This is a genomic window from Flavobacterium sp. MR2016-29 (genome assembly GCF_015350695.1).
Lineage (GTDB): Bacteria > Bacteroidota > Bacteroidia > Flavobacteriales > Flavobacteriaceae > Flavobacterium.
Window position 1 is genome coordinate 161,060 of sequence record NZ_JADKPU010000003.1, and the last position, 21,375, is coordinate 182,434.

Here is a 21,375-nt window from a genome sequence, read left to right on the forward strand (position 1 = left end):
ATTCCAATTAAATTTACTCCATTGAAAGCCTTGTCATAATTGGATAATGATCTGAATTTTCGAAATCTGAAAAACTTTCAAATTGTTTTACTTTCATTTTACTATCCGAAAAAATATAATCAATTCGCGCTGGATAATAGCGGAATTTATACGTTGCTCCAAAACCTTCTCCTGCTTCTTCAAAAGTATCTTTTAGTTTTCCTTTTATATTTCGGTAAACATATGAAAACGGACTGTTATTCATGTCTCCACAAATTATAATAGGATTTTTGCATTCTTTTATGTTTTCCTTAAATATTTCAGCCTGCTCTTGCTGTTGCCTAAATCCTTTGCTTATTCGGGTATAGATAAGCTGTGACTTACGCTGATTTACATTGTCAATATCATCAGAAATTTCATTTACATCAGGTGAAATCTTTATAGACTGCAAGTGCATATTATAAACACGAATGATGTCTTTTCCGCGTTTTATATCAGCGTAAATTACATTGTTATCCGAATTTGGGAAAATGATATTTCCTTCATATAAAATAGGAAATTTTGAAAAAATAGCCTGGCCGGTTTTAATCTTGTTTCCATCAATAAAAATATAGCGGTGCGGATATACTTTTAAATCAATATGCGCCGAGTTTGAATATTCTTGAATACATAAAATATCAGGATCTTTTTCGTCTATAAAAGCTTTAATATTAGACGGAATATCATCACGATCCAACCATTTGAAAACATTAAAAAGACGCACGTTATAACTCATGATTGAGAAATCTTTTTCGTCTTTAACATATTCTTTAGCCGAAAATTTATAAAACTTGCTGATAAACGTAATTCCAGTCAGCAATACTAATCCAGATAAAATAAGACGCTTTTTAAACTGAATAGCCCAGTAGACAAAAAACAAGCCATTTAGCACAAAAAAAGCAGGCATAAACAGCGTAAGCACCGATAAAAGCGGAAAGCTCTTAGGTGCTAGGAAGGGCAAAATATAGATACTAAATGTCAGTACAGTAAGCACTATATTCAAAAAGAACATTATCTTATTAAACCACGAAAGGTTTTTCATATTTTTTTGCTAAAAGGATTATTTTCCAGCTTTAAATAAAAACTCTTTTTCTTCTTTTGTTAAACAATCATAGCCAGACTGGCTTATTTTGTCTAAAATCTCATCAATTTGCTGTTGCGTTTTATCTTTCGTAACAATTCTTGATGCAACTCTTTCAGTAGGTTTTTTGTAATTCTTATGAACTTTTGTGAATGGGGTCGAAGGGGATTTTTTAAATAGATTAGCAAAGAAATCTAACGTTCTGGAGATTACAATACTCAAATCAGTTCCGTTTTGAAGTGATTTCATATAAATAAATCCAAACAAGGCTCCAGCCAAATGCGAAATATGCCCGCCTGTATTATCTAAGCGAAGCTGCATTAAATCTAAAATTAAAATTACAGCTGTAATGTGCCAAAGCTTAACATTTCCTAGAAAGATCAAACGCACATCCATTAAAGGCTGATAGGTAGTTACTGCTGCTAAAATGGCCATAATTGCAGCAGAAGCTCCAACTATAGGAGCAGAAATATTTAAAAAATAATAACTCAATGCAAAGGTAACTCCTGAAAAAATGGCTCCCAAGATATACAATCCTAAATATTGTTTTTGAGTAAAAAAAGTTAGAAATAAATTACTTGCAAAATTCAAAACCATCATATTAAAAAACAAATGCAAAAATGACGAATGAAAAAATGCATAGGTTAAAAATGTCCAAGGCTTAAATAAAAATACATTTGGATCTGAAGACAAAGACAGCCAGCTTGGATAATCGAAACCACCGCCAGAATATTGATAGAAAAAAACTAATGCAATCAGGAAACACGCAATGTTCCAGTAAATGACACGCATTGCTATACCTCCTAACTTATATTGTAATTTTAAATCGTCAAGAATATTCATAAAAGCTTTTTTGGTTTTTGTTGTTCAGATAATAAAATTAAAAATTAATTCCAACGATTACTATTAAACTGATTTTTTTTCCAGTACCACATAATTAAAAAACCTGTTAATGCTCCGCCAATGTGAGCAAAATGTGCAATACCAGTACCTCCGCTTCCAAATAACGAGCTTCCTTTAAATCCTAAAAAAAGATCAACAGCTAAAATACCGGGAACAAAATATTTAGCTTTAATAGGAATCGGAATAAACATTAACGCCAATTCTGCATTAGGGAACATAAAAGCAAATGCGGTTAATAATCCATAGATAGCTCCAGAAGCTCCGACAACTGTGCCAATATAAGCATCTGTAAAACTATTAAATTGCGAAACAGAAACTAGTTCCTGCCATCTTGTATCTATTTTTCCTTCACTTAAAAGTTTTAAAATCTCATCTTTTTGATATCCATTAGCCATCAAAGTACTTAATGTATCCTGAAAAGAATAATAATTCACCGCTGTATGCAATAAGGCAGAACCCAACCCACAAGAAATGTAAAAAAACAAGAATTTTTTACCGCCCCAGAAATGTTCTAATGCTGATCCAAAAGAAACCATAGCAATCATATTGAAGGCAATATGCATAATACCGCCATGCATAAACATGTGTGTTATTGGCTGCCAAGCTCTGAAATTTGGGTTTTCAGGAAAAAACATAGCCAAATATTCATAAGATACCGGCACTAATTGTGAGCCAATAAAAAATATAATATTAATTATCAATAATTGTTTTACTACGGGAGTCATGTTCATCATATGGCAAACTTTTTATCTATATCTTCAACACGCATCGTGATGAAGGTAGGTTTTTGAAAAGGTGAAATATTTGGATCTTTACAGGCAAACAATCCGTTTACTAAATTATCTTGTTCTTTTTCGGTTAAATAAGAGCCTGTTTTAACCGCTAAACTTTTTGCCATCGATTTGGCAATTGTATCATTCTGGCTGTAACTGCTTGCCGGAATTCCGTCTTGCAAATCACTCAATAACTGTTCGATTACCATTGAAACTTCACTTTCAGTAATATTTACAGGAATTCCTGAAATGACAATATGATCTGTCTGAGCTTCTTCAAAAACAAAACCTGTTGTTTCTAATGAAGGTTTTAATTCTTCAATCAATGTCATTTCATCTGAAGAGTAAAATAAATTCAGAGGAAACAGCAATTGCTGGCTTGAAGCTTGATTTACAGTCATATTCAGCAAAAACTGCTCGTATAGAATACGCTGATGCGCACGTTGCTGATCAACAATAACCATTCCTGATTTTATAGGCGAAACAATATATTTTTTATGAATTTGATACGTTCCCTGACTTGCTTGTTCAACTTCATTATCATTGAATAAGGACGAAGTTACTTCTTCATTTTCAAAAGTAAAAGGTGAACTTTCGATATTTTCTGTATCCAAACCAACGTACAAACTTTCCCAGCTTGCTGTAGGTTCTACTCTTTTCGAATAACCTGAATAGGAATTTGATCCAGAACTAAAACCAGATCCTGAACTTGCTTTAGAATAATGCTGATTTGTTTTGTCGTCTGTAAACGGATTAAATGTTCCGTCAACTTGGATTGTTGGTGTTTCAGCTTCTAAATCTTTATAATGATATGGTGTGTCTAAATTTGCATCACGATCAAAATCTAGAACAGGTGCAACATTAAACTGACCCAAACTATGCTTGATCGAAGCTCTTAAAATAGCATACAAAGCTTGTTCATCATCAAACTTAATTTCTGTTTTAGTCGGATGAATATTAATATCAATAGTATTTGGCGGTACTTGCAGGTATAAAAAATAACTTGGCTGCGAACCATCTTTTAAAAGTCCGTCATATGCTGCCATAACAGCATGATGCAGATAACCGCTTTTAATAAAACGGTCGTTTACAAAAAAGAACTGCTCTCCTCTGTTTTTCTTAGCGAATTCAGGTTTGCACACAAATCCTTGAACATTTATAATCTCAGTATCTTCATTAACCGGAACTAATTTTTCATTTGTCTTGCCGGCAAACATCCCTACAACTCGCTGACGATAACCTGCAGCAGGCAAATTATACATTTCGCTTCCGTTATGATAAAATGTAAAATGAATGTTAGGATGCGCCAAAGCAACACGCTGGAATTCATCCATTACATGTCGAAATTCAACTGTATCTGATTTTAAAAAATTACGTCTAGCCGGAATATTAAAAAACAAGTTTTTAACTGCAAATGAAGTTCCTTTTGGCAAAACAGCAACTTCTTGAGAAACAAATTTACTTCCTTCGATTATAATGTGAGTTCCGAGTTCTTCTTGATCTTGCTTGGTTTTCATTTCCATATGGGCAATTGCCGCAATAGATGCCAAAGCTTCTCCTCGAAAACCTTTGGTACATAATGAAAATAAATCTTCAGCCTGGCGGATTTTTGAAGTCGCATGACGCTCAAAACACAAACGCGCATCTGTCACACTCATTCCCATACCATTATCAATAACCTGAACTAATGATTTTCCGGCATCTTTAATAATCAATTTAATGTCGGTTGCTTTTGCATCAACAGCATTTTCTAAAAGCTCTTTCACAACCGAAGCAGGTCTTTGAACCACTTCTCCAGCGGCAATTTGATTAGCAACGTGATCAGGAAGTAATTGAATAATACTCGACATTAAAAAATTTGGGTTAAGGGTTGCCCTTCAATTCTAAACAGAAAAAATCTGTAAAAATCTCTGGTTTATTTATTCATTCATTTCTGGTTTTTTAAAACCAAGGTGTACAAATTTAATGAATTTCTCTTGGGTTTTTGAATAACTGTCATCATAAAAAAAACAAAAAACCTGTACTATTTTGCAAAGTACAGGTTCTTAGTATTTTTAAAACAAATGTTGTTTTATTCTTTCTCAATCTTTCTTGGTGTTTCCTCAATCTGAATTGCTCCTGAAGCCAATAAAGGCTGATTAAACGGATGCGACATTGAAGCCTGCTGACGAATATAAGCCATTTTGATTGCCGCAATTGCTGCTTCAGTTCCTTTGTTTCCGTGAATTCCTCCACTTCTGTCAATTGACTGCTGCATCGTATTATCTGTCAGCACACAAAAAATAACCGGAATATCAGTCTGAACGTTCAAATCTTTAATTCCTTGTGTAACGCCTTCACAAACAAAATCAAAATGTTTAGTTTCTCCTTGGATAACGCATCCAATTACAATAACTGCATCTACATTTTGCGTCTGCAACATTTTTTTTGCCCCATAAATCAGTTCAAAACTCCCTGGAACATTCCAGCGAATAATTTGCTGAGCTGGAACATCACAATCAATTAAGGCATCAAAAGCGCCATTGTAAAGTCCTTCTGTTATATTTTCATTCCATTCAGAAACAACAATCCCAAATCGAAAGTCTTTCGCATTTGGGATCGTGTTTTTATCGTATTCTGATAAATTTTTATTTTCGGTAGCCATCTGTACTATTTTAGATTTTTGATTTTACATTCAGATTGTAAAAATACAAATCTATCCCGAAATTTCGGTACTAAATCTATTCCGAAGCGTCGGAACTAAAATTTTTATTGCGCTAATCCAATCAATGCATCAACAGAAGCTGCTTCTGGAGTTGCGTCGTAGTTTTCTTTAATATCTGTTAAATATTTCAAAGCATCTTCTTTTTGACCTAAAGCCAGCGCCGTTTTTCCAGCTTTTAATAAGAAACGAGGTGTTGTAAAATCGTTTTTGTTAGATTCAGCTGCTTTTACATAATAGTCTAAAGCTTCTTTTTGCTGATTTTTTTGAGAATAAGCATCTCCGATAGCACCTTTTGCCAAAGCACTTAAGATTAAATCGTCAGATTTAAATTCACCTAGATATTTAATTGCATCATCAAATTTACCTGTATTCAAATATGCCATACCAGCATAGTAGTTTGCTAGATTTCCAGCGTCAGTTCCAGAATATTCTTCAGCAATTTTTACGAATCCGAATTTTCCTTCTGAACCATTTAATGCTAATTTGTATAATGAATCGCTAGCTACACCATCAGTAGCTTTTTGAAAGTTTTGTTGAGCAACAAACATTTCGTTTGCAGCTTCGTCTTGCTTAGGAGCTTCTATAAATTTTTGGTAAGCCAAATATCCAATAGTAGCAATTGCAATACCAGCAACTAAACCAATAATGATTTTTTGATTTTTAGCCACCCAATCCTCAGTTCTTGAAGCAGTTTCATCTAATTTAGAAAAAACACCAGCTGTTGTACTGTCTTTTTCATCAATTACTACCTGTTGTTCTTCATTTACTTCTTTAACTTCCTTTTCCTTTGGTGTCTTATATCCTCTTTTATTGTAAGTAGCCATTTAAAATTAATTTAGTGAACGGCAAAAATAAAATTTTTATTGAAACTGAAGTAAAAAAAATCAATTTTATATCTATTTTAGAAAAAATAATTTCAATAGTCATAACTGCTTTCGCTTCAGCAGTAAAATAATTCATGTAGAAACGCGCTAAAAGCCTTTTATATCGATAATTTTCGATAATTTGCACCCTCAAATTTTTGCTGTTTAAAACTTGACTTTTCTAGGCTAGAACTACAATTTTAGCCACATATTTCACAGATCAACACTGATTAAACCTATATTTCAAAAGAAATCGTTTAAAATCATTCAATCTGCGGCATAAAAATCAACCTTTAACATCAAATTTTATCTTTAGAGTCTCGTAAAAAATGCATTTAAACAAAATTTCTTTATTCAATTATAAAAATTTCTCCGAAGTCAGTTTTGATTTCGACCGCAAGATTAATTGTTTTGTCGGCAAAAACGGAATTGGCAAAACCAATGTGCTCGATGCAATTTATCATTTGGCTTACGGAAAAAGCTATTTTAATCCGCTTGCTGTACAAAATATCAAGCATGGCGAAGAATTTTTTGTAATTGATGCCGAATTAGAAAAAAATGAAAGAGCAGAGCAAATTGTCTGCAGTTTAAAAAAAGGGCAAAAGAAAGTTTTAAAAAGAAATGGCAAGGCTTACGATAAATTCTCAGATCATATTGGTTTTATTCCGTTAGTTATTATTTCTCCAGCCGACCGCGATTTAATTGTGGAAGGAAGCGAAACGCGCCGTAAATTTATGGACAGTGTGATTTCACAATTAGATTCGGCTTATTTACATCAGCTTATTCAATATCAAAAAGTAATTGTACAGCGAAATGCTCTTTTAAAGTATTTTGCACTCAATCATACTTTTGACAACGATACCTTATCTATATATAATGAGCAGCTAAATAGTTTTGGAAAATCTATTTTTGAAAAGCGAAAAGATTTTCTGGAACAGTTTATACCTATATTTAATATACATCATCAAGCTATAACCGGATCTGAAGAAACGGTGCAGTTGGTTTACGAAAGTCATTTATACGAAAAAGACTTATTGAAGCTTTTACAGGAAAACATTAATAAAGATCGTGCGCTTCATTACACAAGCGTTGGAATTCATAAAGACGATTTGTCTTTTGAGATAGATTCACACCCAATAAAGAAATTTGGATCACAAGGACAGCAAAAATCATTTCTGATTGCTTTGAAATTGGCTCAATTTGAATTTCTGAAAAAACAAAGCGGCGTAAAACCACTGCTTCTTTTTGATGATATTTTTGACAAATTAGATGAAAGTCGAGTTGCCAAAATTATCGAAATGGTTAACAGCGAAACTTTCGGGCAGCTTTTTATTTCAGACACACATCCGGAACGTACTGAAGCGATTGTAAAATCTACACATCAAAGTTATAAGATATTCAATCTATAGATTTATCATTATAATCGGAATTCAAAAATGAAAAATCATTACATTAGCTGTACTATTTTTAAAATCCACAATTATGAAATTCCCCCAAATTTTATTCGTGATAATGCTGTCTTTGTTATTTGCATGCCATAACCAGAAAGCAAAAACTTTTGAAACACTAGCGCCAAAAGAATTTGCAGCAAAAATAAAAACAACCAAAAATCCTCAGATTTTAGATGTTCGAACTCCTGATGAATTTGAATCTGAACATATTGAAAATGCCAGAAACATAAACTGGAACAACGAAAATTTTGCAGAAAATGCAACTCTAGCTTACGACAAATCGAAACCTGTTTTTGTATATTGCTTAAGCGGAGGAAGAAGCAAAAAAGCTTCTAAAAAATTAAGCGAATTAGGGTTTACAAATGTTTACGAATTAGATGGTGGCATACTAGGCTGGAATGAAGAAGGATTATCCAGTCCGTCGACAGCGCCAATTGGAATGACAATGAATGACTTTAATGATTTATTAAATACAGATAAAAAAGTTTTAGTTGATTTTTATGCCGAATGGTGCGGACCATGCAAACAAATGGAACCATCTATTTTAAGAATGCAAAAAGAAATGACAGACAAAGTTGTTGTGGTTCGAATTGATGTCGATAAAAACAAAACTTTAGCCGAAACGCTTAAAATTAATCAGCTTCCTACTATTTTAATATACGAAAACAAAGCTGTCCAAAACAAAATAATAGGTTTAACCTCTGAAGAAAACTTAAAAAAACAACTGCAATAAATACCAAATATGTTAACGAAAGAATCATTGCAATTTTTAGACGATTTAAAAAAGAATAATAATAGAGATTGGTTTCAGGACAATAAAAAACGATACGAGATCTTCAAAAAAGATTATCATCAATTGGTGAGCGATTTTCTAGACGTCATGAAACCGCTTGATCCTTCATTAGAATTGTTGGAGGTTAAAAATTGTACCTTTAGAATTAACCGCGATATTCGTTTTTCTAAAGATAAATCACCTTACAAAGCACATTTGGGCGTTTGGATGTCTGCCGGAGCAAAAGGGGCTAACCGCTCCGGATATTATGTACATATCGAAAAAGGAGCGAGTTTTATTGCCGGTGGATTTTATTCGCCAGAGGCAGAAGATTTAAAAAAAGTCCGTAAAGAAATTGCTTATTTCCATGATGATTTAGAAGCGATTTTAACCGATAAAAACTTCAAAAAAGAATTTGGAAATTTAGATATAAACGAAAACAATTCGCTTAAAAATCCACCAAGAGGTTATGAAAAAGACCATCCTGCAATTGAGTTTTTAAAATTAAAAAGTTTCACGGCAACTCAAAAATATGACATTGCCGAAGTGACTCAAAAAGATTTTGTTGCTAAAATGAGCAAGAAATTAATCGCTTTAAAACCTTTGAACGAATTCATAAACCGCGCTTTAGAAACGGAAGAATAAAAAAGACAAATCGCCACGAATTCACAAATTTTCACTACTAATTTGTGAATTCGCGGCGACAAAATTCATTTATCAAATGAAAAGAAAAATACTTTTTCTGGGAGAATCGTATCGCGCTGATGCGATTACGTGGATGAAAGGCCTTAAAGAATTTGGCAATTTTGAAATTACAACCTGGGAACTTCAAACGCCAAATAATTCAAAAATGAATCGTTTCAAGCGTATTTTAGAATATGTCTTCGCTCCTATTTCGATCCGAAAAATAATTCTCCAACAAAAACCAGATATGATTATTGCCGAAAGAACAACCAGTTACGGTTTTCTTGCAGGAATTTCAGGCATGCATCCAGTTGCAATTGCACAGCAAGGCCGAACTGATTTGTGGCCAGAAGGTTCTGTTTTATTGCCTTTTAAAAAAATCATTCAAAAACACGCTTTCAAAAAAGCTGATTTAATTCATGCTTGGGGACCTGTAATGACAATTTCGATGAGAGAAATTGGAGTTGATATGACCAAAGTTTTAGTTCTGCCAAAAGGAATTGATTTATCGCTTTTCTATTATTCCATTACTAATTCAAATAAAATTGAAGCGATTGTTACGCGTTCTCTGCAGCCCGAATATCGTCACGATTCTATTTTAAAGGCTTTTGCAATTTTGTATCAAAAAGGAATAGATTTTTCATTGACAATTGTTGGCGACGGAACCAGACTGCAATTTTTAAAAGATTTAGCCAAAGATTTACAAATCGAAAATAAAGTGATTTTTACAGGAAGAATTCCAAATACCGAGCTTCCAAAATTATTACAACAATCCAACGTTTATATTAGCATGCCCATTACCGAAGGCGTCTCTGCATCTTTATTCGAAGCTATGGCTTGTGGCTGTTATCCTGTGGTTTCAGATATTGCAGGAAATCAAAGCTGGATTAAACATCGCGAAAACGGTCAATTAATTGAAATTGACAATATTGAAATGCTGACAGAAGAATTAATATGGTCTTTTGAAAATACTGAATCCAGAAATCAGGCTATTATTCGAAATAGAAAATTTGTGGAGGAAAATGCTAATTATGACATTAATATGAAGATTATTGCAGATAAATATCATGAGCTACTAGATTCACGAAACGGCTAACCTAAAATTCAAACACAGATATTAGGATTTAACAGATTTCAAGAAATTCTTCTAATCTGTGTTAATCTGTGGCAAAAAACTTAACGAACTTTGCGCAAACTTTGTGCCTTTGCAGTAAAACCAAAAATTATAATCCTTACTTTTGAACTCAGATTAAAAAAGCCTTTTATATGGAAATCCAATCCAATTTTTCTTTAAAAAACTACAATACTTTTGGCATTGAAGCCAAAGCAAAACAATTTGTTGCAGTTCATACTGTTGATGAACTGAAAACTATTTTAGAAAATAATAAAAACGAGAAAAAATTTATTCTTGGCGGCGGAAGCAATATGCTTTTAACCCAAGATATTGATGCTTTGGTAATTCATATCGATTTAAAAGGCAAAAAAATCATTAAAGAAGACGATGATTTTGTTTGGGTCGAAAGCCAGGCCGGCGAAACTTGGCACGATTTCGTACTTTATACTATTGAAAATAATTTTGGCGGATTAGAAAACATGTCTTTAATTCCAGGAAATGTTGGTACAACTCCCGTTCAAAATATTGGTGCTTACGGAACTGAAATAAAAGACACTTTCGTTTCGTGCGAAGCTATAAATATTCAAACTCAAGAAATAAAAACTTTTGTAAATGCCGAATGTAATTTTGGATATCGTGAGAGTATTTTTAAAAATGAAGTTAAAGATCAATACATTATAACTTCTGTAGTTTATAAATTAACGAAACGCAATCATAAAATAAATACCTCTTATGGAGATATTACAGCTGAATTAGCGAAAAATAATGTTGCAATTCCAACTTTAAAAGATGTCAGCAATGCTGTAATCGCCATCAGACAAAGCAAACTCCCAGATCCGAAAGAACTAGGAAATAGTGGCAGTTTCTTTAAAAACCCGATTCTTTTAAAATCTGATTTCGAAAAAATTCATCAAAAGTTTCCGGAAATGAAATATTATGAAGTTTCAGAAACCGAAGTAAAAGTTCCGGCTGGATGGCTAATAGAACAAGCTGGTTTTAAAGGAAAACGTTTTGGCGACGCTGGTGTTCATAAAAATCAAGCTTTGGTTTTAGTGAATTACGGAAATGCAACCGGCCAGGAAATTTTAGCTGTTTCGAAAGATGTTCAAAAAACTGTTTTTGAAACTTTTGGAATTCATATTGAGGCTGAAGTGAATGTGATTTAAAACAGAAACTTTACTGATCTTATTTAAATTCATAAATGAAAAAATTTAATATCACCATAATTTTAATACAAGTGTTTGGAATAATTTTCCTTCTAAATGGCTTTTTTCAAATTAAAATTTTTTCTGTTTTTGAGAAATACAATTGTGCCCATGAATATCTTTCATATCAGAGACAAAAATCACAATGTTGGCTTGAATTATATGCTGGTAAAGAAAATGTGTTTGATTTTTTATCTAGTGTGTTTTTTTGGAAATATTACGGGCTAATAATTGGAGTATTATTAATTGCTTTAATTAATTGGAAAAACAAAATCTCAATTCTAAATACCTTTTTAAGCACTCTATTTACATGTTTGTTTTTTTTCTTTTTACTTGAGCCTCTGCTTTCGATCAGTTTTAATGATTTTGGATTACTTTTTTCTAATAACTCTAAAACAATATATTTAATTGGAGGAACAACTTTTAGTTGTATTGGATTTATTCTTTTATATTTAAGTTATAATTTAAACATATTTAATTTCAGAAAAACCTTTGAAATTTAAAATAGTGACAGAAAACATTTCCATAAAAATAACCAATCCAAATAACGAAAAAGTTGCAGCAATTATCGAAGAATTGTCGGCAAATCTTTATCTTCGTTTTGGAAGCGATGGAAGAAATTCTTTCGCCGATTGGGAACACAATAATCCGAAATTTGTATTTGTTGTAGCCGAAATAAATAATGAAATTGTCGGCTGTGGTGCAATCAGGCCAATCAAAGAAAATATTGGAGAAGTTAAACGAATGTATTCGAAATATCCTCGAAAGAGAATTGGACAAACTATTTTATCATTTTTAGAACAGCAGGCAATTGAAATTGGCTACACAAAACTGGTTTTAGAAACACGAGTAAAAAATCAAGAGGCCACTAAATTTTATCTAAATCAAAATTATAAAGTAATTCCGAATTACGGAAAATACACAGATCGACCGGAAGCTATTTGTTTTGAAAAATCTTTGAATCAAAATTTATAAAAATGTACACACCAGATTTATATAAAAATGAAGATCCGGAATCGATCAGAGTTTTTTTGAAAGAAAATAGTTTTGGTATTTTGATTAATCAAACTAAAGGAAAATTATGCGCTACGCACATTCCGATAGAACTTGAAGTAAATGCCGATGGAAAAGAAATACTGCAAGGGCATATTTCAAAATTAAATCCGCAGGCAGAGGGTTTTGCAGAAAATGATCAGGTTTTGGCTGTCTTTTCTGGTCCGCACAGCTACATTTCTTCTTCTTGGTACGATCATGAAAATGTACCAACATGGAATTATATAGCCGTACATGTTTATGGCCGAATTAAGATTGTAGATTATAATGCTACAGTAGAACAGCTTAAAAAATTAGTTGATAAATATGAAGCCAATTCAGCGGATCCTGTTCGAGTTGAAGACCTGTCCGAAAAAACAATGCGCGAAGCAAGAGGAATTTTTGGTTTCGAGATTGAAATAGATGAGATTCAAGCCACAAAAAAGTTGTCTCAAAACAGAGATGATCACAATTATAGAAACATAATTTCGGAATTAGAAAAAACTGAAGACCCTCATGCTATTGCTGTTGCAAAAGAAATGTCGAAATGCCGAAAGTAAATTGGTTTTAACCATTGAAAATTAGGAATTCATAAGTACATTTGCACTCGCAAGATTCAGAAATTAAAAGACATTAAACCATATGCTTATAACTTTATTTTACTTCTTTATTGCTGTTGTTTTTATTCAAATTTTCTACTACTTAGGAATTTTTGGAAAATTTGCTTTTGGTAAACCACAGGATTTTACACAAAAAAACATTCCCGTTTCTGTAATCGTATGTGCTAAAAATGAAGAAGAGAACGTAAAGAAATACATTCCGCTATTGGCAGAACAAAATTATCCTGATTTTGAAATTGTTTTAATTGATGATGCTTCAAGTGATGAAACTGTAGAAGCTTTTGAAGAATTTGAACAACAATACTCGAATATCCGGTTAGTTAAAGTTGAAAACAACGAAGCATTTTGGGGAAATAAAAAATATGCTTTGACATTAGGAATCAAAGCTTCAAAAAAAGAATATCTATTATTTACAGATGCAGATTGTTACCCAACTTCAAAAGATTGGATTACAGCTATGACTTCGCAGTTTACAATGAACAAAACCATCGTTCTTGGATATGGAGGCTACGAAAAAGTAGAAAATTCTTTATTGAATAAAGTTATTCGTTTTGAAACTGTTTTAACAGCGGTACAATATTTTTCATGGGCAAAAGCAGGACTTCCTTATATGGGTGTTGGTCGTAATTTAGCTTACAAAAAAGAAGAGTTTTTTAATGTAAATGGTTTTATTGATCATATTCAGGTTCGTTCTGGCGATGATGATTTATTCATAAACCAAGCGGCAAATAAAAGCAATACGGCTATTTGTTATAATCCAGAAAGTTTTACTTATTCAAAACCTAAAAGATCTTATAAAGATTGGTTTACTCAAAAAAGAAGACATATTTCAACTGCAGAACATTATAAGTTTTTTGACAAAATGCAATTGGGCTTATTTTTCAGTTCGCAATTATTTTTCTTTTTATTAGTTATTATATTATTGGCTTTTCAATTTCAGTGGATCGCTGTTTTGGCAATTTTAGGAACTCGCTACACTATTGTATGGACTGTAATAGGTTTTTCGGCTGGAAAATTAAAAGAAAATGATATTAAAATATGGTTTCCTGTTGTAGAGATAGTGCTTATATTCACACAAATTAATATCTTTATAACTAATCTCTTTTCAAAACCTGTACATTGGAAATAAATTCTAAAATAGAAAAAGCAAAAAAAGGCGACCAGATTGCCTTTACTTTTTTATTAGATTTTTATTGGAATGAAGTGTACGGTTTTATGCTCAAACGCACTGAAAATGAAACTACCGCCGAAGATATTACCATAGAAACTTTCTCAAAAGCTTTCGACAAAATTGCTACTTATAACTCAGAATTTCAATTCAATACCTGGCTTATCAGCATAGCAAAAAACGTTTACATTGATTTGCTTCGAAAAAAGAAAACGAATCTTTTTATCGAAATTACAGATAATGAAGACCAACAGGCATACAACATTGCTGATCCTACTCCCTCTGCTGAAGATGCATTAATTAAAGAGCAAAACTTATCTCGTTTGCTACTATGCATTAAAGAATTAAAACCCCATTATCAAGAAGTTATTCAATTGCGTTACTTTCAAGAAATGACGTATCAGGAAATTGCACTCAAAATAAATGAGCCTCTAAGCAATGTAAAAGTAAAATTACTTCGCGCTAAAAAATTATTAGCTGAAATCATCGAACGTAATAGATAATTTATTATCTTTAGGTAAAGAATAAGATATAGTCATGTTTTTTCTTAAAAAAATAAAATATTCACATACTAAAACAACAACTTATACGTTGTTAGCTAAAACCAAACTCTTCCCGCTTATGATTTAAAGTTACTTAACCTTAAAATCCAAAAATCATGTCTAAATCAAACATCTACGAAACCAATTGGACCAATCTTGTTTTCGAAAACAAAAACAAAGAGTATGGCGCGTATCAATTACGACAAGAAAATTCAAAAACTACAATTACAGCCCTATTTATGGGACTGCTATTATTAGCCGGTATTGGAAGTGTATCGATGTTGATTAATAAATTTAGGGTCGTCGATCCTGTTGAAGCAACAGAGCCTGATATTTATGACCCGATAACACCTGTAGATTTAGCACCAATTCCTGTTGAGCCTGTAGCTCCTAAACCAATTGCTCCTCCACAGCAAGCTCCAGCTGCTCCAGCAATCGGAGCACAATTGACACATCCTGTTATTGTGCCGGTAGCTCAAGCAACTCCAGAAATTGCTCCTAATACAAGCAATTCAACAGCAGTTATAGACAATAATTCTGGCGCAGGAACAAGTACAAATGTTTTACCAGCAACTAACGGTGGTGAAGGAACGCTTCCTTCTGGTCCAACAATTACAGATCCTGTTAATCCAGCTACTTTAGACAAAATGCCAGATTTTCCAGGCGGAATGAGTAAATTCTATTCTTACGTGGGAAACAATTTCAACAAACCGGAATTAGATGCTGAAAAAACGTTGCGAGTTTATGTTTCATTTGTAATTGAAAAAGATGGTTCTATAACCGATATTATGGTTAAAAATGATCCAGGTTACGGAATGGGCAAAGAAGCCGTTAGAGTTTTAAAATCTTTAAAAACAAAATGGATTCCGGGAATGATCGCTGGAAAGCCAGTACGTACAGCATATAATCTTCCGATTACGATAAAAACGGAAATGGAATAATAAAACAAAAAGCAGAATTTAGGTTCTGCTTTTTTTTTGGATTAACTTTTAAACACTACTTTTAATTCAAAAATCTTACTTTACATTAATGCCTTTTACATTTTCGCATCCCGCTATAATTTTACCTCTTCAATATCTTCCTCGGAAATGGTTTTCATTGACAGGGCTTATTATTGGAAGTTTAACACCAGATTTTGAATATTTTCTGCGAATGAAAGTTCAGAGTGTTTATAGCCATACTTTAAGCGGAATATTTTGGTTTGATTTGCCTCTAGCAATTGCACTTGCATTTATTTTTCATAATTTAATTCGAGATGATTTATTTAACAACTTTCCAATTGGAATTGAATCACGAATATTAATTTTTACAAAATTTAATTGGAATAAGTATTTCAAAGAAAATTGGCTTATAGTATTAATTTCAATTTTAATCGGAATTACTTCTCACATTTTCTGGGATGCGTTTACTCATAATCATGGTTATTTTGTAAATCACCTTTCAGAACTTAGATATACATTTAATTTCTTTGGAAATCAAATTCCGATTTGGAAAACAATACAGCATTCAAGTACTTTTATTGGAGGCATTATTATTACTGTTGCATTCTTTAAACTTCCTAAAAAGAATCTTTCTCAATCATGCATTAATATTAAATATTGGATCGCAATTATTATTTTAACAATAGTAATTTCAGCAATACGATTTTTTATTTCATTTAACTTAAAAGCTTATGGAAACATAATCGTTTCTGTACTCTCAGCTTTTATGATTTCACTAATTTTAATTCCATTTATAATAAAATCAAAGGTCAATCCAAAAATTTAGCAAAATCAATTACTTTTACATTTCTTAAAAAGCAAAACAATTTTATTAAAATTAAAAACGAACAAATGGGAATATTTTCAGCTTTACTTGGCAATGCAGGTTCTGTAAGCCAAGAGGATTTAATTAAAAATTACGGACAGCTTTTAACTGATAACGAGTCAATCGAAATGGGTTTTAAACTAATTCGTGACACGTTTATCTTTACCAATAAAAGATTGATTTTAGTAGATGTTCAAGGAATTACAGGAAGCAAAACTGAATATAAATCTATTGCTTACAAAAGTATCACAAGATTTAGCGTAGAAACTGCCGGAACTTTTGATTTAGATGCCGAATTAAAAATTTGGGTTGCTAGCGAATTACAGCCAAGCATTGTAAAACAATTTACAAAATCTGTAAATGTGTATGAAGTTCAAAAAGTATTAGCACACCACGTTTTAGGTTAATTTAAAGAAATAAAAAAACCGACAAGCTCATAGAAGTTTGTCGGTTTTTATTTTTTACAAGCAGAAATTATTATTTCTTTTTTGCAGTTGTTTTTTTAGTTGTTGTTTTCTTTACTGGCGCCGGCGCTGTGTTTACAATTTTTTGTTGTACATATGCTTTGTACAAGCCGTCTTTTTCAGCTCTTTTTTTAGCATCGTCAGCTCTTTGAGTTGAATCTGGATGTGAACTCATCATCTGATCGATGAATGAAGATTGAGATCCTTCGCTCATTTTAGCTAAGATTCTAAAAGCAGATTCTTCTGCATTTACATTGTAACCGTTTTTTTTCATGAAATTGTAAGCAAATAAATCAGCTTCAGATTCTTGTTTACGGCTGTGTTTACTATCTATCAAAGCACTTCCTATTTTTCCTAACTGACTGTCTGTAACAGCTGCAACTTTTGTAGATTGAGATGAAACACCATCAATTACAGCTTCTTTTTGATAAGCTGCACGCATAGCATCTCTAGAATCATTATTTGCAACGTGACCTATTTCATGGCCAATTACCGCAAGAAGTTCATTATCATCCATAATATCCATTAATCCAGAATATACACGAACGCTTCCGTCTGCAGTTGCAAATGCATTTACTTCTTTTAGTTTATAAACTTTATAATTTAAAGTATATCCTTCTCCTGCAGTGTGTTTTCCAAAAACTCTGTTTAATCTTAAAGTATACGGATCAGTTGGTCCAGCTACTTCATGTTCAGCATCTAATTTAGCAACAGCTTCTTTAGATAATGCAGCAGCATCGGCATTACTAAGTGTAAAACTAGTTACTCCTTTTTGAATTGCTCCCATCGCTTTATCACCTAAATTAATTTGCGCATTCATTTTAGTAATGCCAAATGTGGCAAATAAAACTCCTAAAACTATTAATTTCTTTTTCATGTTTATATTATTACAATTTAACAACAAATGTAAATAACAAAATGCTATTTCATTTCACCCAAAAGCTTGTTTTTTGAACAAATAAATATATGAATTTTAAATGAGTTATATAACTGTTACTGAAATAATAAGCAATAAAAAAGCCGGTAACTTCTAAAGAATTTACCAGCTTTTTTTTGTTTTACAAGATTACTTCTTTTTCGTTGTTGTCTTTTTAGCTGTTGTTTTAGCTGATGCTTTTGCAGGTACAGTATTTACAATTTTCTGCTGTACATATGCTTTATACAAGCCATCTTTTACTGCTCTTTTTTTAGCGTCATCCGCTCTTTTGCCAGAATCAGGATGTGAACTCATCATTTTGGTTAGAAAAGAGGACTCTGCTCCTTCACTTAAATTTTGCAGAATTCTAAAAGCTGATTCTACCGCGTTAACATCATAGCCATATTTTTTCATAAAATCATAGGAGAACGTATCTGCTTCAGATTCCTGTTTTCTACTGTGCTTACTGTCAATCATTGCACTTCCTAATTTTCCTAATTGAGATTTTGTAATAGTCTCAATTTTTCCTGACTGTGATGATGCTGCATCTAATAAAGCTTCTTTTTTATAAGCTGCCTTAATTGCATCTCTTGTATCATGATTAACAACGTGACCAATTTCATGTCCGATAACAGCAAGCAATTCATTGTCATCCATAATATCCATTAATCCAGCGAATACACGAACACTCCCGTCTGCCGAAGCAAAAGCATTAATATCTTTTACTAAATAAACTTTATAATTTAAAGTAACTCCCTCGCTAGAAGTATGTTTTCCAAATACGCGGTTTAATCGAATTGAGTAACCGTCTGTTGGTCCGGCAGTAGGATTATTTGCATCCAGCTCAGCGATCGATTCCTTAGCTACTGCAGCTGCATCTGCATCACTAAAAGTAAAACCCGCGACACCTTTTCCTAAAGCGCCCATGGTTCTATCTGAAAGTATTTGTGCATTCATTTTAGTAAAACCAAAAACTGCGAATAAAATCCCTAATACAATAAATCTCTTCTTCATATTTTTCAAATTAAATTAACAGCAAAATTAGTACAGCACAAATCCTGCGCTGTCCGAGCGAGCCAAATTTGTAATAGATTAAGGTGGAATTTAAAATTTTAGAAAAGTCAAGCTAAATATCAGATTCTTAAGCATGAATTAAAAAACTAAAATGAAAATGCATTTAAAAACAAACTATTAACTTTTGAACTAAATAATCCTCAATAACATCACTAAAAATGAAAAGCAAACGAAAAGCAAATTAACATCTCCAAATAAACTACATTGCTTATCTTTGTGCTTTGAATTTTGATATATGGAAACAGTCATTGAAAATATACCAACTGGAAAACCTAAATGGTTAAAGGTTAAACTTCCAATTGGACAAAAATATACTGAACTGCGCGGTTTGGTTGATAAATACAGCTTAAACACTATTTGCACCTCAGGAAGTTGCCCGAATATGGGAGAATGCTGGGGCGAAGGGACAGCTACTTTTATGATTTTAGGCAATGTTTGTACTCGTTCTTGCGGCTTTTGCGGTGTAAAAACCGGAAGGCCAGAAACAGTAGATTGGGACGAACCAGAGAAAGTAGCACGTTCGATAAAAATAATGAACATTAAACACGCTGTAATTACAAGTGTTGACAGAGATGATTTGAAAGATGGCGGTTCTATTATCTGGATTGAAACTGTAAAAGCAATCCGAAGAATGAACCCAAATACGACTCTTGAAACTTTGATTCCAGATTTTCAAGGAATTGAAAGAAATCTTGACCGCATTGTTGAAGCAAACCCGGAAGTAGTTTCGCATAATGTTGAGACTGTACGCCGCCTAACTCGTGAAGTACGTATACAGGCAAAATACGATCGCAGTTTAGAAGTTTTGCGTTATTTAAAAGAAAAAGGAATTAACAGAACCAAATCTGGTATTATGCTTGGACTTGGTGAAACTGAAGAAGAAGTTTTTCAAACGATGACTGATTTGCGCAATGCAAATGTTGATGTTGTCACAATTGGCCAATACCTACAGCCAAGTAAAAAACATTTACCTGTAAAGGAATTTATAACCCCAGATCAATTTGCTAAATATGAAAAATTTGGTCTTGAGTTAGGTTTCCGTCATGTCGAAAGCGGACCTCTTGTTCGTTCTTCATACAAAGCACAAAAACACATTTTATAATAAAGGTTTAATTATTTTAATCGTTTAATTGTCAAACCGATTAAACAATTGAACAGTTAACGAATCAACACGGTATTGAAAACTCGAATTGCTATTAATGGTTTTGGGAGAATTGGAAGAAATTTATTCCGCTTGCTTTTAAACCATCCTGAAATTGAAGTTGTTGCTATCAACGATATTGCTGACAACAAAACTATGGCACACTTAATAAAATACGATAGTATTCATGGTGTTTTGCCTTTTGCGGTTAGTCATAATGAAGAAGGAATTATTGTTGACGGTAAGCATTTTTTATTTTTTCATGAGAAAAGAATTTCTAATTTAGACTGGAAAAGCCATAATATCGATTTTGTAGTTGAATCAACCGGAAAATATAAAACCCACGAAGAGTTAAATGCACATCTTGATGCTGGAGCAAAAAAAGTAATTCTTTCAGCTCCATCAGAAGTTGACACCATAAAAACAGTAGTTTTAGGAGTAAATGAAGAAATTTTAGACGGAAGTGAAGATATAATTTCGAATGCAAGCTGTACGACAAATAACGCGGCTCCGATGATAAAAATCATCGAAGAATTATGCGGTATTGAGCAAGCCTACATTACAACAATACATTCTTACACAACTGATCAAAGCCTTCATGACCAGCCACATAAGGATTTACGCAGGGCGAGAGGCGCAAGCCAGTCAATTGTTCCAACAACTACAGGTGCAGCGAAGGCATTAACAAAAATTTTTCCTAAATTGCATGAAAAAATAGGAGGTTGTGGCATTCGTGTTCCTGTTCCCGATGGTTCATTGACAGATATCACGTTTAATGTAAAGCGTGCTGTTAGCATTGAAGAAATTAATAAAGCATTTGAAAAAGCCTCAAAAACAAATTTAAAAGGAATATTAGATTACACAGAAGATCCTATCGTTTCTGTTGATGTAATTGGCAATACGCATTCGTGCTTATTTGACGCACAACTAACATCTGTTATTGATAAAATGGTAAAAGTTGTGGGCTGGTACGATAACGAAATTGGTTATTCATCAAGATTAATAGATTTGATTTTACTGATAAGAAAAAAATAGAATTCATTG

At 32.6% G+C, this 21,375-nt stretch carries 23 protein-coding genes; 15 read left to right on the top strand and 8 right to left on the bottom strand.

Features of this window, described 5'->3' with window-relative positions:
* Positions 1–13: 13 nt before the first annotated feature.
* From IR010_RS09510 to IR010_RS09535, 6 genes are all read right to left on the bottom strand, one after another.
* Positions 14–1,060, bottom strand: coding sequence for an endonuclease/exonuclease/phosphatase family protein (locus IR010_RS09510; protein ID WP_029272230.1), 1,047 nt, complete (start codon positions 1,058–1,060; stop codon positions 14–16).
* An 18-nt stretch (positions 1,061–1,078) separates the two neighbouring features.
* A complete protein-coding gene (locus tag IR010_RS09515) occupies positions 1,079–1,942 on the bottom strand; it encodes a rhomboid family protein (protein WP_194603298.1) in 864 nt (287 codons plus the stop codon).
* Between the two features lie 44 nt (positions 1,943–1,986).
* Positions 1,987–2,736 carry a rhomboid family intramembrane serine protease gene (locus IR010_RS09520; RefSeq protein WP_029272228.1) on the bottom strand — a complete coding sequence of 250 codons (750 nt, stop codon included), beginning with the start codon at positions 2,734–2,736 and terminating at the stop codon, positions 1,987–1,989.
* A complete protein-coding gene (mutL, locus tag IR010_RS09525) occupies positions 2,733–4,625 on the bottom strand; it encodes a DNA mismatch repair endonuclease MutL (protein WP_029272227.1) in 1,893 nt (630 codons plus the stop codon). The genes IR010_RS09520 and mutL overlap by 4 nt, the downstream gene beginning before the upstream one ends.
* Positions 4,626–4,846: 221 nt before the next feature.
* Positions 4,847–5,419 carry a 6,7-dimethyl-8-ribityllumazine synthase gene (gene ribH, locus IR010_RS09530; RefSeq protein WP_029272226.1) on the bottom strand — a complete coding sequence of 191 codons (573 nt, stop codon included), beginning with the start codon at positions 5,417–5,419 and terminating at the stop codon, positions 4,847–4,849.
* Between the two features lie 104 nt (positions 5,420–5,523).
* On the bottom strand, positions 5,524–6,303 hold the full coding sequence (locus IR010_RS09535) for a tetratricopeptide repeat protein (protein ID WP_194568500.1): 780 nt from the start codon (positions 6,301–6,303) through the stop codon (positions 5,524–5,526).
* Between the two features lie 368 nt (positions 6,304–6,671).
* On the opposite strand from IR010_RS09535, the gene recF reads away from it, so the two are divergent.
* From recF to IR010_RS09600, 13 genes are all read left to right on the top strand, one after another.
* Positions 6,672–7,751: a DNA replication/repair protein RecF gene (gene recF, locus IR010_RS09540; protein WP_194603301.1), complete on the top strand. Its 1,080-nt coding sequence runs from the start codon at positions 6,672–6,674 to the stop codon at positions 7,749–7,751.
* A gap of 73 nt (positions 7,752–7,824) precedes the next feature.
* Positions 7,825–8,526: a thioredoxin domain-containing protein gene (locus tag IR010_RS09545; RefSeq protein ID WP_194603304.1), complete on the top strand. Its 702-nt coding sequence runs from the start codon at positions 7,825–7,827 to the stop codon at positions 8,524–8,526.
* A 9-nt stretch (positions 8,527–8,535) separates the two neighbouring features.
* Complete coding sequence (locus IR010_RS09550) at positions 8,536–9,210, top strand: DUF2461 domain-containing protein (RefSeq protein ID WP_029272222.1); 675 nt, start codon at positions 8,536–8,538, stop codon at positions 9,208–9,210.
* Between the two features lie 76 nt (positions 9,211–9,286).
* On the top strand, positions 9,287–10,345 hold the full coding sequence (locus IR010_RS09555; RefSeq protein ID WP_194603307.1) for a glycosyltransferase: 1,059 nt from the start codon (positions 9,287–9,289) through the stop codon (positions 10,343–10,345).
* 170 nt (positions 10,346–10,515) lie between these two features.
* Complete coding sequence (gene murB / locus IR010_RS09560; protein ID WP_194568505.1) at positions 10,516–11,529, top strand: UDP-N-acetylmuramate dehydrogenase; 1,014 nt, start codon at positions 10,516–10,518, stop codon at positions 11,527–11,529.
* A 35-nt stretch (positions 11,530–11,564) separates the two neighbouring features.
* Entirely contained in the window at positions 11,565–12,071 is a 507-nt protein-coding gene (locus IR010_RS09565) for a hypothetical protein (protein WP_194603310.1), read from the top strand.
* A gap of 4 nt (positions 12,072–12,075) precedes the next feature.
* A complete protein-coding gene (locus tag IR010_RS09570) occupies positions 12,076–12,543 on the top strand; it encodes a GNAT family N-acetyltransferase (protein ID WP_194603313.1) in 468 nt (155 codons plus the stop codon).
* A 2-nt stretch (positions 12,544–12,545) separates the two neighbouring features.
* Positions 12,546–13,160 carry an FMN-binding negative transcriptional regulator gene (locus tag IR010_RS09575; protein ID WP_029272217.1) on the top strand — a complete coding sequence of 205 codons (615 nt, stop codon included), beginning with the start codon at positions 12,546–12,548 and terminating at the stop codon, positions 13,158–13,160.
* 82 nt (positions 13,161–13,242) lie between these two features.
* Positions 13,243–14,349, top strand: coding sequence for a glycosyltransferase (locus IR010_RS09580; protein WP_194568507.1), 1,107 nt, complete (start codon positions 13,243–13,245; stop codon positions 14,347–14,349).
* Complete coding sequence (locus IR010_RS09585) at positions 14,340–14,891, top strand: RNA polymerase sigma factor (protein ID WP_029272215.1); 552 nt, start codon at positions 14,340–14,342, stop codon at positions 14,889–14,891. The genes IR010_RS09580 and IR010_RS09585 overlap by 10 nt, the downstream gene beginning before the upstream one ends.
* A 155-nt stretch (positions 14,892–15,046) precedes the next feature.
* Positions 15,047–15,871 carry an energy transducer TonB gene (locus IR010_RS09590; RefSeq protein WP_194568508.1) on the top strand — a complete coding sequence of 275 codons (825 nt, stop codon included), beginning with the start codon at positions 15,047–15,049 and terminating at the stop codon, positions 15,869–15,871.
* 88 nt (positions 15,872–15,959) lie between these two features.
* Positions 15,960–16,697: a DUF4184 family protein gene (locus IR010_RS09595; protein ID WP_194603315.1), complete on the top strand. Its 738-nt coding sequence runs from the start codon at positions 15,960–15,962 to the stop codon at positions 16,695–16,697.
* Positions 16,698–16,762: 65 nt separating this feature from the next.
* Positions 16,763–17,143, top strand: a complete 381-nt coding sequence (locus IR010_RS09600; protein WP_029272213.1) for a PH domain-containing protein — start codon at positions 16,763–16,765, stop codon at positions 17,141–17,143.
* A 70-nt stretch (positions 17,144–17,213) separates the two neighbouring features.
* Here IR010_RS09600 and IR010_RS09605 read toward each other — a convergent pair whose 3' ends face one another.
* Positions 17,214–18,077, bottom strand: a complete 864-nt coding sequence (locus IR010_RS09605; protein WP_194603317.1) for a M48 family metalloprotease — start codon at positions 18,075–18,077, stop codon at positions 17,214–17,216.
* Between the two features lie 189 nt (positions 18,078–18,266).
* Positions 18,267–19,130: a M48 family metalloprotease gene (locus IR010_RS09610; RefSeq protein WP_194603321.1), complete on the bottom strand. Its 864-nt coding sequence runs from the start codon at positions 19,128–19,130 to the stop codon at positions 18,267–18,269.
* A 295-nt stretch (positions 19,131–19,425) separates the two neighbouring features.
* Here IR010_RS09610 and lipA point away from each other — a divergent pair, with 295 nt between their 5' ends.
* Both lipA and gap read left to right on the top strand, forming a co-directional pair.
* Positions 19,426–20,292: a lipoyl synthase gene (gene lipA / locus IR010_RS09615; protein WP_029272210.1), complete on the top strand. Its 867-nt coding sequence runs from the start codon at positions 19,426–19,428 to the stop codon at positions 20,290–20,292.
* Positions 20,293–20,367: 75 nt separating this feature from the next.
* Complete coding sequence (gene gap, locus IR010_RS09620) at positions 20,368–21,366, top strand: type I glyceraldehyde-3-phosphate dehydrogenase (protein ID WP_029272209.1); 999 nt, start codon at positions 20,368–20,370, stop codon at positions 21,364–21,366.
* Positions 21,367–21,375: the final 9 nt, after the last annotated feature.

Coding starts and splice junctions, on each gene's coding strand:
- mutL (WP_029272227.1), bottom strand. CDS start 4,625: ATGTCGAGTATTATTCAATTACTTCCTGATCACGTTGCTAATCAAATT.
- IR010_RS09555 (WP_194603307.1), top strand. CDS start 9,287: ATGAAAAGAAAAATACTTTTTCTGGGAGAATCGTATCGCGCTGATGCG.
- IR010_RS09565 (WP_194603310.1), top strand. CDS start 11,565: ATGAAAAAATTTAATATCACCATAATTTTAATACAAGTGTTTGGAATA.
- IR010_RS09545 (WP_194603304.1), top strand. CDS start 7,825: ATGAAATTCCCCCAAATTTTATTCGTGATAATGCTGTCTTTGTTATTT.
- IR010_RS09600 (WP_029272213.1), top strand. CDS start 16,763: ATGGGAATATTTTCAGCTTTACTTGGCAATGCAGGTTCTGTAAGCCAA.
- IR010_RS09535 (WP_194568500.1), bottom strand. CDS start 6,303: ATGGCTACTTACAATAAAAGAGGATATAAGACACCAAAGGAAAAGGAA.
- IR010_RS09575 (WP_029272217.1), top strand. CDS start 12,546: ATGTACACACCAGATTTATATAAAAATGAAGATCCGGAATCGATCAGA.
- IR010_RS09580 (WP_194568507.1), top strand. CDS start 13,243: ATGCTTATAACTTTATTTTACTTCTTTATTGCTGTTGTTTTTATTCAA.
- IR010_RS09510 (WP_029272230.1), bottom strand. CDS start 1,060: ATGAAAAACCTTTCGTGGTTTAATAAGATAATGTTCTTTTTGAATATA.
- IR010_RS09550 (WP_029272222.1), top strand. CDS start 8,536: ATGTTAACGAAAGAATCATTGCAATTTTTAGACGATTTAAAAAAGAAT.
- IR010_RS09520 (WP_029272228.1), bottom strand. CDS start 2,736: ATGATGAACATGACTCCCGTAGTAAAACAATTATTGATAATTAATATT.
- murB (WP_194568505.1), top strand. CDS start 10,516: ATGGAAATCCAATCCAATTTTTCTTTAAAAAACTACAATACTTTTGGC.
- IR010_RS09605 (WP_194603317.1), bottom strand. CDS start 18,077: ATGAAAAAGAAATTAATAGTTTTAGGAGTTTTATTTGCCACATTTGGC.
- ribH (WP_029272226.1), bottom strand. CDS start 5,419: ATGGCTACCGAAAATAAAAATTTATCAGAATACGATAAAAACACGATC.
- IR010_RS09610 (WP_194603321.1), bottom strand. CDS start 19,130: ATGAAGAAGAGATTTATTGTATTAGGGATTTTATTCGCAGTTTTTGGT.
- IR010_RS09590 (WP_194568508.1), top strand. CDS start 15,047: ATGTCTAAATCAAACATCTACGAAACCAATTGGACCAATCTTGTTTTC.
- IR010_RS09595 (WP_194603315.1), top strand. CDS start 15,960: ATGCCTTTTACATTTTCGCATCCCGCTATAATTTTACCTCTTCAATAT.
- lipA (WP_029272210.1), top strand. CDS start 19,426: ATGGAAACAGTCATTGAAAATATACCAACTGGAAAACCTAAATGGTTA.
- recF (WP_194603301.1), top strand. CDS start 6,672: ATGCATTTAAACAAAATTTCTTTATTCAATTATAAAAATTTCTCCGAA.
- IR010_RS09515 (WP_194603298.1), bottom strand. CDS start 1,942: ATGAATATTCTTGACGATTTAAAATTACAATATAAGTTAGGAGGTATA.